This window comes from Neorhizobium sp. DAR64872/K0K18 (assembly GCF_050500175.1).
In the GTDB taxonomy this organism is placed as follows: domain Bacteria; phylum Pseudomonadota; class Alphaproteobacteria; order Rhizobiales; family Rhizobiaceae; genus Neorhizobium; species Neorhizobium soli.
The window spans coordinates 1,182,990-1,195,700 of sequence record NZ_CP191446.1 but is presented as its reverse complement, the minus strand read 5'-3'; the positions used below and the strand labels follow the sequence as shown (position 1 = coordinate 1,195,700).

Genomic DNA, 12,711 nt, shown 5'->3' with positions numbered 1-12,711 from the left:
GGACTACCCTACCCTTGCCGCGCGCGACAGAAGCAGCTCGCGCGCCTCCGCCAACAGCGCTGCCGCATCATCACCCAGTGCCAAATCGCCGGCACCGATACCGCCCGGCAGACGCGCGGCGATCTCGGCAATCCGGGCCTCGGCCTCGCTGACCAGAAGCGGCGAAAACTCCGCCGTCGGCAGCAGGCCTTCGAGCCCGAGCAGATCGGTGGATTTGCCCGTCGATGCGATCTCGGCTTCGAGTTTCACTTCCAGCTTTTCCAGCCAGATATCCTCATGGCCGCGGTGGCAGGCGGCTTGCACCTCGTCCCGAAAATCGGCCGCTCTCGCCAAGATCTCGTTGCGGAAGCGACTGCGCCCACTAATGCGGATGCGCAGCGCAAGCGGGCGGCTTTCCATGGCATCGATCACGGAGCCGAGAAGGTCTTCCAGCCGCCGCAGGATTGCCGCCGGCGTCTCGTCCGGCTCGACGAGTACGGCCAGTTCGGCGAACCTTGCGCTGTCGGTGACGATACGCTCGTAGGCGATGCGCCCGTCCTCGACGGTCACGAGCACGGCGCCCTTTGCGCCCTTCTCGCGGATCGATCGTCCCTGAAGGTTGCCAGGGAACACGACCAGCGGGTCTTCCGCGACGATTTCGAAATCGTGGACGTGGCCGAGCGCCCAGTAATCGTAGCCTCGCGATCGCAGGTCTTCGACGGAACAGGGCGCGTAGGCTGCGTGCGGCTCGCGGCCAGTCAGCGACGTGTGCAGCACGCCGATGTTGAACCAGCCCGGCTCCGGCTTCGGATAGGCAAGCGCCAGGTTTTCATTGGCAGAGCGCTCGGCGAAACCCTGGCCGTGCAGCGCGACCTTTAGGTGATCCAGCTTGAACGTACCGGGCTTTGCCGTCGGGAATTCGCTGACATTCTTTGGTAGCGTGATTGTCTTGGTGATGACGCTTTCTGCGTCGTGATTGCCCTTCAGCAGATAGACCGGAATGCCGGCGCGTTCCAGGCGGGCGACCTCGCGGTTGAAAAACAGGCCGATCTTGTTGTCTTTCCAATCGCCGTCATAGACATCGCCCGCGACGATGAAGAAGTCGACCTTGCGCTCAACCGCCTCGTCCACCAGGCCTGAAAACGCCTTGCGGCTGGCCTCGATGAAGATATCGGCAAGCTCGACATCCTTCAGCGCCAAGCCCTGAAAGGGACTGCCAAGATGCAGATCGGCGGCATGGATGAAGCGGAATGAGGTCATCGACTCGGCTGCTGGAACACATCGGGAACGACAGACTTAAGTCACGCATCGGCAATAAAAAAGGCCGGGTGCGGAAACACCCGGCCTTTTCCTGTTGATGAACGGTCTAGTTGGTCGCCTCGATCTCAACCGGGAAGAACAGCGTCTCGCCGGAACTGTCATCGACGCCGTCATTGTCGGTGATGGCAAAGGCCTTACCCGACTTGTCGAAGGCAAAACCTTCGAGCTTGTCGACGACATAGCCGTTCGTGGCATTCTTCAGGTCGGGCATGAAATCGTGCACTTCCTGCTTGGTGACGAGCGGCAGTTCTCCGCCAAGCTTTGCCGGCTTCAGATCGGCGATCGCCACGCGGTAGAGCTTCTTGAGCTTTGCCTTGTCGCCGATCAGGTTGTCGCGCTCGATGATGTAAAGGTAGTCACCGCGGGCGGTGATTTCCGACAGGCCGACCCAGCCTTTTTCGGTCTTGTCGAGCGGGTAGCGAACGGCGGCCCATTCCTTGGACTTCGGCTTGTAGGACAGAAGCTTCACCTGGCCCTTCGGATCGTCCTTCCATTCGCGCTGGATTGCCATCCAGAGTGTCAGGTCGTCGCCGGAACCGGTTGTGGTGATGCCTTCGAGACCGAAGCGGGTTTCACCTGCCAGAAGTTCTGCCGGAAGCGCGATCTCGGACTTGATCTCGCCCTTGGCGCTGACGTTGTAGATGCCGTGACCGACGAACTTGGCACTGTCGCCTTCGGAAGCGAGCCAGAAGCCGCCCTTGCCGTCGAGTGCGATACCTTCAATATCGAGTTTCTGGGCCGGCTGACCGTTGCGGGTCACACGCACGACACTGGTGATTTCGGCCGGCTTCTTGGTGGCGTCGATGGTGAAGATCGAGGGCTGCATGGCATAGACGCTATCGCTCACGCCATAGAGAATGCCGTCCTTTTCCGCATCACCGACGAGGCCCGACATGGCGCCCCAGCCGAGCGGCTTGCCGTCGACATCCTTGGAGACCAGCATCGGATAGGCCTTTTCGCCTTCGCCAAGCTCGTAGATCATGACATGCGAGCGGGCACCGCCATCTTCGTCGAGATCGGCTTCGTTGGCGGAGGCGAGCAGGTTGCGGCCGGGAATGGCAACGGCACCTTCAGGCGAAATGCCCGAGGGCAGAAGCTGCACCAGTTCCGGTTCCGCACCGGTATCCTTGTAGACCGCGATCATCGAACCGCGTTCCGACAGGACAAAGAAATACTTCTGACCGTTGAAGGTCGCAGCTTCCAGGCCTTCCGGCTCGATGCCCTTGTTCTTGGCACGCTTTTCCGGGAAGTGACCAACGCGGGCTACGGCATATTCGAGCGACGTGCCGGCGTCATAGAGAACCTTGCCGGTGCGGTCGAAAATGGTGAAGCCGCGCGACCCGCCCTTGTAGTCACCTTCGTTGGCGACAACGAAACGATCGGTACCGAGCCACTTCACCGCATCCGGTTCGCGGGGAATGGCCGTGAGCTTGCCGGAGAAGGTCAGTGCGCCGTCGGTCTTGGTGTCAACGCCATCGAGATCAACCGTGCCGGCCGTGAAATGGGCGGTGACCTTTGCGGTCTTGCTGTCGACGATGACGATGTGATTGTTTTCCTGCAGCGTCACGACGATTTCGCCGTTGGCATTGATATTGACGAATTCCGGCTCGGGATCCTCAGGAGCGACGGTGGACAGTCCCGTCAGATCGACGTGACGGATGCTGTCGCAGATGGGCACCCCGTTGTTCAGGGTGACGATCTGCAATTCGCCGGCCGGCAGCTGCAGAAGAGCGCCGTCGTTGAGCTTTTCGTCGCGCTGGTTCTCGATGGCAATGGCCGCAAACGTGCCATCCGGCGAGACGACGATGCTATCCGGCTGGCCGCCGAGATCGCAAGTGGCCTCGATCTTGCGGGAGGCGATATCGACCACCCCGAGCTGGCCCGCGGGCTTGGTGAGGTCCTTGGTCCGGTCGATGGTGACGAGAACCTTCGCACCGGTTGCGGCGACCGAGTTCGGCTCGCCGTCGATCTTGACCGACCCGGCGGCCTTCGGAGCCTTCGCATCGGTGATGTCGATAAAGCCGATCGTGCCGCCAGGCGCATCGGAATAGATGAGCGTGTTGCCGTCTGCGGTCGCCGTGATGATTTCCGACGAGGTCGCCTTGTCCTCGCCCTTGGGCAGGTTCTGGGCGACCGGGAAGGATGCAATGCGGTTGAAGACTTGCTCGGCGCCGGCAGGAGCTGCAACGGAGCCGAGGAGGAGCGCGGTCAAAGCGGCGCGTGTCGAAAATGTCATGGGAAGCCTCCGTGAAACTACACTCGGCTTGTGCTGCACTGTCATGACAGGCGGATGACACTTTTTGGCGTTGAACGACGGTCTGTTGGATTGGCCAAAACAAATGCGTCCAGCAATGCAAAAGGCCCGGTTTTCACCGGGCCTTTCGAGACGTTTTGCATCATGGCGGCAAGCCGCCAGATGCTTTCGATTAGCTGTTAACAGCTTCCTTGAGACCCTTGCCGGCCGAGAACTTCGGCACGTTACGAGCAGGGATATCGACTTCAGCGCCCGTGGACGGGTTGCGGCCCTTGGATGCTTCGCGACGCGAAACGGAGAAGCTGCCGAAGCCAGCGAGGCGGATGTCGCCACCATTCTTCAGTTCGGCCTGGACAGTCTCGAAAACGGCATCGACTGCAGAGGCGGCATCAGCCTTGGAGAGGCCGGCTTTTTCGGCCACTGCGGACACCAGTTCGGTCTTGTTCATATTTCCACCCTTTCAACGGTTTTGGAACGACTCATTTGGTCGGCGCCGACAATAGTTTTGCGTCGGCACTTGGCAACCCAAAGGCTCCGAAAAAGCCTGAAAAACAAGGGGTCTTGGGCATTTTTCACAAAAAAAGCCGGCTTTCGCCGGCTTTTTTATCAGTTCGTGGCGGCTTCAAGGCACCGCTTAGTGAGCGATCGTTGTCGACGAGTTGTCGGCACCGTCAACTGTCGCAATGACCGGAGTCTCTACCGTGCCATCCCACTCGATCGGTTCGGGAAGGCGAACCAAAGCGTGCTTGATCACCTCGCCCATACGCGACACCGGGATGATCTCCATTCCGTTTTTCACGTTGTCCGGAATGTCCGCGAGGTCCTTCGCGTTCTCTTCCGGGATCAGCACAACCTTGATGTTGCCGCGCAGAGCCGCAAGGAGTTTTTCCTTGAGACCACCGATCGGCAGCACCCGGCCGCGCAACGTGATTTCGCCGGTCATGGCGACATCCTTGCGAACAGGAATGCCGGTCATGATCGAAACGATCGCGGTTGCCATGCCGACACCGGCCGACGGACCGTCCTTCGGCGTCGCACCTTCCGGCACGTGCACGTGGATATCCGACTTGTCGAAGCGCGGCGGCTCGATGCCGAAATCGACGGCACGGGAGCGGACATAGGATGCCGCAGCCGAAATCGATTCCTTCATCACGTCCTTGAGGTTGCCGGTGACGGTCATGCGACCCTTGCCCGGCATCATGACGCCTTCGATGGTGAGAAGCTCACCGCCGACTTCTGTCCAGGCAAGACCCGTAACGACACCGACCTGATCCTCGCCTTCGGCTTCGCCGTGACGGAAACGCGGAACGCCAAGGTAATCCGAAATGTTGGCAGCGGTAACCGCGACCGACTTCGTCTTGCCCTTGATGATCTCGGTCACGGCCTTGCGGGCGAGCTTCATCAGCTCGCGCTCGAAGGAGCGAACGCCGGCTTCGCGCGTGTACTGCTGGCTGATCGCCATCAGGGCATCGTCCGACACCGAGAATTCTTTCGGCTGCAGCGCATGGTCCCGGATAGCCTTCGGCAGAAGGTGACGCTTGGCAATCTCGCGCTTCTCATCCTCGGTGTACCCGGCGATGCGGATCACTTCCATGCGGTCCATCAGGGGACCTGGGATGTTCAGCGTGTTCGCCGTGGTGATGAACATCACGTCGGACAGATCGTATTCGACCTCAAGGTAGTGGTCCATGAAGGTCGAGTTCTGCGCTGGATCGAGCACTTCGAGCAGGGCCGACGACGGATCGCCTCGGAAATCCGAACCCATCTTGTCGATTTCGTCGAGCAGGAAGAGCGGGTTGGATTTCTTCGCCTTCTTCATCGACTGGATGACCTTGCCGGGCATCGAACCGATATAGGTGCGGCGGTGACCACGGATCTCGGCTTCGTCACGAACGCCACCAAGTGCCATGCGCACGTACTCGCGGCCGGTCGCCTTGGCGATCGACTGGGCAAGAGACGTCTTGCCGACGCCCGGAGGACCGACGAGGCAAAGTATCGGACCCTTGAGCTTGGTGGCGCGGGCCTGCACGGCAAGATACTCGACGATGCGTTCCTTGACCTTGTCGAGACCGAAGTGATCCAGTTCGAGGACCTTTTCAGCCGCGTTAAGATCGGTCTTGATCTTCGACTTCTTGGACCACGGAATACCTAGCAGCCAGTCGAGATAGTTGCGCACGACGGTGGCTTCCGCCGACATCGGGCTCATCTGCTTCAGCTTCTTCAGCTCGGCGTCGGCCTTTTCCTTGGCTTCCTTGGAAAGCTTGGTCTTGCCGATGCGCTCTTCCAGTTCGGCCATCTCGTCACGGCCTTCGTCGCCGTCGCCGAGTTCCTTCTGGATCGCCTTCATCTGCTCGTTGAGGTAATACTCGCGCTGGGTCTTTTCCATCTGGCGCTTGACGCGCGAGCGGATGCGCTTCTCGACCTGGAGGACGGAGATTTCGCCTTCCATGAAGCCGAGGGCCTTTTCAAGCCGCAGCTTGATCGAGACCGTTTCGAGCATTTCCTGCTTTTCGGTGATCTTGATCGACAGGTGCGAGGCAACCGTGTCTGCCAGTTTCGAGTAATCCTCGATCTGGCTCGCGGCACCAACGACTTCCGGCGAGATCTTCTTGTTGAGCTTCACGTAGTTCTCGAATTCGGAAACCACGGAGCGCGACAGCGCTTCCACCTCGACGGCGTCCTCATCCGGCTCGGCCAGAATCTCGGCCTTGGCTTCGTAGAACTCTTCGCGATCGCTGTATTCGGAGATCTGGGCGCGTGCCTTGCCTTCGACCAGAACCTTGACGGTTCCGTCCGGGAGCTTCAGGAGCTGCAGCACATTGGCCACCGTGCCGACCTTGTAGATCTGCTCAGGCTCAGGATCGTCGTCGCTGGCATTGATCTGGGTGACGAGCATGATCTGCTTGTCGGAACCCATGACCTCTTCAAGCGCCCGAATGGACTTTTCCCGTCCGACGAACAGCGGCACGATCATGTGCGGGAAGACCACAATGTCGCGCAGAGGCAGGACCGGATAGGTCTCAGCGCCGGATGCCGCAGACGTTGAATTCGTCATGTCATTTCCTTTCCATCGTCCCGTTGCCGGGATGGCTTGAGAAATTACCCAAGCACTTCACTCCCGCTAAAAGTGGAGTTTTCACAGATCGTTTTCAAGCCTTGCAAGGTCGCTGCACTGCACCTTGTGCAACCAGCCGTCAGACAAAGCGCCCACGCATAACGCCTTACGCAAAATGTCAGCTCTTCAGCACGGACGCGCTACCGTCCTTGCCGACAAACCTTTTCGAGACGAGGTCCGAAATCAACGGCACACGCACAAAAGGTGCGAAGCAGCCGGAACGGAAAGGTTCATCCCTGACCCTGTCTAAATCAAGCGGATTATCTTGCAACTCTTTGCAGTGCAAAAATCGTGTAATACGGCCTAAAACAATAGCCGAGGCTAAAACGAAAAAGAGGCCCCAATGGGGCCCCTTCTCAATGTTGCTATGACCGCTGAGGATCAGGCCGAAACGTTGGCCTTTTCTTCCTGCCTGTCGGCATAGATGTAGAGCGGACGTGCATTGCCCCGCACCACATCGTCGGAAATGACCACTTCGCGAACGCCTTCCAGCGCCGGCAGCTCGAACATCGTGTCGAGCAGGATCTTTTCCATGATCGAGCGAAGACCACGAGCACCCGTCTTGCGGATGATGGCGCGCTTGGCGATCTCGCGCAGCGCGTCCTCGTGGAACGTCAGTTCGACGTCTTCCATCTCGAACAGGCGCTGGTACTGCTTGATCAGCGCGTTCTTCGGCTCCGACAGGATCTGGATCAGCGCATCCTCATCGAGATCCTCGAGCGTTGCCAGAACCGGCAGACGACCGATGAATTCCGGAATGAGACCGAACTTGACCAGATCTTCCGGTTCGAGTTCGCGCAGCACTTCGCCAACGCGACGATCGTCCGGAGACTGGACGGATGCACCGAAACCGATCGAGGTCTTCTCGCCACGGGCAGAGATGATCTTGTCGAGACCGGCAAAGGCGCCGCCGCAGATGAACAGGATGTTCGTCGTGTCGACCTGCAGGAATTCCTGCTGCGGATGCTTGCGACCACCCTGCGGCGGAACCGATGCAACCGTGCCTTCCATGATCTTCAGAAGCGCCTGCTGGACGCCCTCGCCCGACACGTCGCGGGTGATCGAAGGGTTGTCCGACTTGCGGGAGATCTTGTCGACTTCGTCGATATAGACGATGCCGCGCTGGGCGCGCTCGACATTGTAATCCGCAGACTGAAGCAGCTTCAGAATGATGTTTTCCACGTCTTCACCGACATAGCCGGCTTCCGTGAGTGTCGTCGCGTCGGCCATCGTGAAGGGCACGTCGATGATGCGCGCGAGCGTCTGGGCAAGATAGGTCTTGCCGCAACCCGTCGGACCGACGAGCATGATGTTCGACTTCGCAAGCTCGACATCGCCGCCCTTTGAGGCATGCGCGAGACGCTTGTAATGATTGTGGACTGCGACCGACAGAATACGCTTGGCCTGCTTCTGGCCGATGACGTACTCGTCGAGGACCTTGATGATGTCCTGCGGCGTGGGAACGCCTTCACGGGACTTCACCATCGAAGACTTGTTCTCTTCGCGAATGATGTCCATGCACAATTCGACGCATTCATCGCAGATGAATACGGTCGGGCCGGCAATCAGCTTGCGGACCTCGTGCTGGCTCTTTCCGCAGAAGGAGCAATACAGGGTATTCTTAGAGTCGCTGCCGTTGCCGCCGCTGACTTTGCTCATATCACTTTCCTTCCAGCACTCCGCCTATCCGCCTGTCCAGACGGTCGCGGTCAACTTTGTCGCTGTCGACACGCGCGGACGCCATGCCGCGCCTGTCTTCGCTCAAGGGGTACTCTACCGGCCTTAAACTCGCTTTCGCAGGTCCAGAATGACCGGCTGCAACGAAACCCCTAAGACGCCAATGCTATGTCATAAACACTCAACACAGCCTTAATAGGTACTAATAGCGCGTTCCGTGCCACTTGGAACCCCCGAAATCACTCAAATCCGGGTGAGCAGCACGGATGCCACTATTGCCTCAAGACGCCGAAACGCCTTCCATTTCCTGACGCGTGGTCAGGATCTTGTCGACGACGCCCCAGTCCTGAGCTTCGTCGGCGGTCATGAAGTGGTCACGATCGAGGGTTTTTTCAACTTCCTCAAGCGTACGGCCAGTGTGCTTCACGTAAACGTCGTTCAAACGGCGCTTCATCTTCAGAATGTCGCGGGCGTGACGTTCGATGTCAGAGGCCTGACCAGTAAAGCCGCCGGAGGGCTGGTGAACCATGATACGCGAGTTCGGCATTGCAAAACGCATGCCCTTCTCGCCGGCGCACAGCAGCAGCGAGCCCATCGACGCGGCCTGGCCGATGCAGAGCGTCGACACCGCCGGCTTGATGAACTGCATCGTGTCGTAGATCGACATGCCGGCGGTAACAACACCACCTGGCGAATTGATGTAGAGCGCGATTTCCTTCTTCGGATTTTCAGCCTCGAGGAAAAGCAGCTGGGCGCAAACGAGCGACGCCATGTAATCTTCCACCGGACCGGTGACGAAGATGATGCGCTCCTTCAGGAGGCGCGAGTAGATATCGTAGGAGCGTTCACCGCGATTGGTCTGCTCAACGACCATCGGCACCAAGGCCATTGCGGTATCAACTGGATTTCTCATGTCCGTCCTTTGTCAAATGCATCGCCGAAGGCGGCGATGCGCTCCGGAATCATTGGAATGGGTTATCTCCTACATAGAGTGTCACCGCCGGGTACTTCAAGACGGAGAGCCCGATATCCTTAATCGGCTTGGGATGCGCGAGGCTGACCGATAATGCAACAACTCTCATATACCAGAGGCAAAAGAGAAGTATCGACGGCCATCCAAGCATTTTTGATCGAGCAGGGTAAAGCAGATATGAATAAATGACAGCATTCTAATCAAAATAACCGACGCAAAACAGCAACGCAGCCTTAAAGACTTGGCCGCATACTGAGCCGGCCGGGAATGAATGACGGAGCTGGACGTGGATATCTTGACGGGTCTGTTGATCTGGGCCGCTGAAGCGGTGACGCTCGCCGTCCTGCTCTTTTCACGCTGGTACTTTGAGCGCGAACCACTTTATCTCAGCTGGGGCAGCGGCTTCGCTGTGCACGGGATTGGCGCAGCTCTGGTCGCAATGCGCGGCGACATCCCGGACTTCGTTTCGATTGAGATCGCCAATACCGTGGTTCTTGCGGGTATCGGCCTGTGGGCTGCGGGCCTGATGCAACTCGACCGCCGGCCCGTGGAACCCTATGTTGGCATTCCGGCCCTTATCTGGATTGCCGGGATGTTTCTCGACCCCGTCCGCGGCGACTTCGCCAGTCGCGCCATCCTTCACCACGTCGCGGCCATGGTCGGTCACGCCATGATCATCGGCATTCTGCTTTACCATCGCGGTCCGCCCAGTATCACCCGTCGCGTGTTTGCCAGCGTCATCGGGATACAGTTCTTCTCCTGTGCGCTGATTGTCCTGATGGTGTTCATCGGTAGACCGGATGCGCTTGTCGCTGCGTCGCATTCGCCGTGGCTCTATCTCCCGACGGCTTTCGTCTTTGTCGGCAGCATCGTCTGCGGGGCGCGACTCCTGACCGAGCGGTCCGAGCTGACCCTGAAGGAGCTGGCGCGGACCGACCCGCTGACCGGCGTGCTCAACCGCCGCGGTCTGCTGGAAGAGTTTCACCGGTCGAAGGGTGTTGATGCGGTGGATGGCAGCATGATTGCTTTCATCCAGTTCGATCTCGACGGGTTCAAGCAGATCAACGACGTCTACGGTCATCAGGCCGGCGATGACGTGCTCTCCGCCTTTGCACGGATTGGTGCGGCGGCTCAGCGCGGCCGCGGCTCGTTCGGACGCATGGGCGGCGAGGAATTCGCGTCTATCATCCGCGTCTCCGATATGGTCGAAGCAGCCAGTATCGCAGAGGCCATCCGCTCGACGCTCAGACGGCAGCCAATCAGTGTCGGCGAACACAGGATAGCCGTGACGGTCAGCGCCGGCATCTCGCTGTGCTCCACGAAGGACGCTGATATCGACGTGTTGCTAACCGCTGCCGACAAGGCTCTTTACGTGTCGAAAACCAGCGGCCGCGACCGCACCGCCGTTCATACGGATCAGGAAATCATGATCGTACCGTCGACGGATTTTGCGTCCCCAACCTCGTTTGCCGCAGAACCTTTCGAAGACATCAGCGTGTCCCAACAGGTGGCGTCGCTGAAACGCATCGTCGTCCTCAGCCAATAGTGCCGTTGCCCACGACCGCCTAAAGTCTTGCAATGGCGCGACAATGCTCCACACTCTCTCCGAGCAAATTCAAAAATGCGGAGAGACATGCCATGCTGAAGCAAATTTCCGGAACTGTTCTCGCCGGTTTCCTGACGATCTCGGTTGCCTCGGCGCAGCAGGCATCGGACACCACCGCGCCGGAAAAGGCATCGGCAGTCACGTCGGCCAAGCGGGTGGAGACGAAGCGCTACGTGGTCGCCGCCGCCAATCCGCTCGCCGCGGAAGCGGGTCGCGCCGTCATCGAGAAAGGCGGCAGTGCCGCCGATGCACTGGTTGCCGTGCAGACCGTGCTCGGGCTCGTGGAGCCGCAAAGTTCGGGCCTCGGCGGTGGCGCTTTCCTCGTCTATTACGACGCAGCCTCGCAGAAACTGACGACGTTCGACGGCCGCGAGACGGCGCCGATGGAAGCCACGCCGAAGCTCTTTCTCGACGATCAGGGCCAGCCGTTGAAGTTCATGGCAGCCGTGGTCGGCGGCCGGTCGGTCGGCACGCCGGGCACGGTGCGGCTTCTGGAAACCGTCCACCGCAAATACGGTAAGGCGAACTGGGCGGGATTGTTTACTGCCGCCGAGCGCCTCGCCACTGACGGCTTTGAGGTCTCGCCGCGGCTCGGCACTCTGCTTGCGGCCGAGGGTGACAAGCTGAAGACCGATGACGCTACGATCCGCTATTTCTTCGACGATGCCGGCGCACCGCTGAAAACCGGCACTCTCCTCAAGAACCCGGCCTATGCCGAAACGCTGCGGACGATCGCGGCCGGCGGCGCTGATGCCTTCTATTCCGGCCCGATTGCGCAGGCGATCGTCAGGGCCGTGCGCGAAGCGAAGGGCAATCCCGGCGTTCTGTCGCTATCCGATTTCGCCAACTACAGGGTCAAGGAGCGGGAACCCGTCTGCCTTGCCTATCGCGCTCTCGATATATGCGGCATGGGCCCACCCTCCTCCGGTGGCGTTGCCGTCGGCCAGATGCTGGGCATGCTCGAAAACTTCGATCTGAAGGGGCTCGGGCCGGACAATGTTGAAAGCTGGAGGCTGATCGGCGATGCGCAGCGTCTGGCGTTTGCTGACCGCGAAAGATATCTCGCCGATCCCGATTTTGTGCCGGCACCGATCAAGGGTCTCCTCAAAAAAGAGTATCTCGGCGAACGGGCACGACTGCTCGACACGGATAAGGCGCTTGCCAAGGATGCCGTGAAGTCGGGTGAGCCGACCTGGGATCACGCGCTCCTGTTTGGCCGCGGCGAGGCGATCGAACTTCCCTCCACCAGCCATATCTCCATCGTCGACAGCGACGGCAACGTCGCCAGCATGACGACGACGATCGAGAACGGCTTCGGCTCGCGGCTGATGGTCAACGGCTTTCTGCTGAACAACGAACTGACCGACTTTTCCTTCAAGACGCATGATGGAAGCCTGCCGGTCGCCAACCGCGTCGAGCCGGGCAAACGCCCCCGCTCCTCGATGGCGCCGACGATCGTGATGAAGGACGGCAAGCCGCTGATGGCCATCGGGTCGCCCGGCGGCAGCCAGATCATCGGATATGTGGCGCAGGCGCTGGTCGCCTATATCGACTGGGGCATGCCGGTGGAGCAAATCGTCGCCCAGCCGCATCTGATCAACCGTTTCGGGACATACGATATCGAAGCCGGAACGCGGGCCGAGACGCTGATGGAGCCGCTGAAGTCACTCGGCTACGAGGTGAAGGCCGGCGAAATGACGTCTGGCCTGCAGGCAATCGAGATCACCGACCGAGGACTTGCGGGAAGTGCCGATCCGCGGCGCGAGGGTATCGCGACAGGCGAATGA

At 59.7% G+C, this 12,711-nt stretch carries 8 protein-coding genes; 2 read left to right on the top strand and 6 right to left on the bottom strand.

Going from position 1 to position 12,711, the window contains the following annotated elements; all coding sequences use genetic code 11:
- Positions 1–3: 3 nt before the first annotated feature.
- From ACQY1P_RS11175 to clpP, 6 genes are all read right to left on the bottom strand, one after another.
- The gene (locus ACQY1P_RS11175; protein WP_430256404.1) at positions 4–1,239 is read right to left on the bottom strand and encodes a metallophosphoesterase family protein; all 1,236 of its coding nucleotides are present in this window, start codon (positions 1,237–1,239) and stop codon (positions 4–6) included.
- 106 nt (positions 1,240–1,345) lie between these two features.
- A complete protein-coding gene (locus ACQY1P_RS11170; protein WP_430256403.1) occupies positions 1,346–3,535 on the bottom strand; it encodes an esterase-like activity of phytase family protein in 2,190 nt (729 codons plus the stop codon).
- A 190-nt stretch (positions 3,536–3,725) separates the two neighbouring features.
- Positions 3,726–4,001: a DNA-binding protein HupB gene (gene hupB, locus ACQY1P_RS11165; protein WP_062453245.1), complete on the bottom strand. Its 276-nt coding sequence runs from the start codon at positions 3,999–4,001 to the stop codon at positions 3,726–3,728.
- Between the two features lie 186 nt (positions 4,002–4,187).
- Complete coding sequence (gene lon, locus ACQY1P_RS11160) at positions 4,188–6,608, bottom strand: endopeptidase La (protein WP_430256402.1); 2,421 nt, start codon at positions 6,606–6,608, stop codon at positions 4,188–4,190.
- A 441-nt stretch (positions 6,609–7,049) separates the two neighbouring features.
- Positions 7,050–8,327 carry an ATP-dependent Clp protease ATP-binding subunit ClpX gene (gene clpX / locus ACQY1P_RS11155; protein ID WP_192076752.1) on the bottom strand — a complete coding sequence of 426 codons (1,278 nt, stop codon included), beginning with the start codon at positions 8,325–8,327 and terminating at the stop codon, positions 7,050–7,052.
- Positions 8,328–8,625: 298 nt separating this feature from the next.
- Complete coding sequence (clpP, locus tag ACQY1P_RS11150) at positions 8,626–9,258, bottom strand: ATP-dependent Clp endopeptidase proteolytic subunit ClpP (protein WP_062453248.1); 633 nt, start codon at positions 9,256–9,258, stop codon at positions 8,626–8,628.
- A gap of 346 nt (positions 9,259–9,604) precedes the next feature.
- Here clpP and ACQY1P_RS11145 point away from each other — a divergent pair, with 346 nt between their 5' ends.
- Positions 9,605–10,864: a GGDEF domain-containing protein gene (locus ACQY1P_RS11145; protein WP_430256401.1), complete on the top strand. Its 1,260-nt coding sequence runs from the start codon at positions 9,605–9,607 to the stop codon at positions 10,862–10,864.
- 92 nt (positions 10,865–10,956) lie between these two features.
- Positions 10,957–12,711: a gamma-glutamyltransferase gene (gene ggt, locus ACQY1P_RS11140; RefSeq protein WP_325261086.1), complete on the top strand. Its 1,755-nt coding sequence runs from the start codon at positions 10,957–10,959 to the stop codon at positions 12,709–12,711.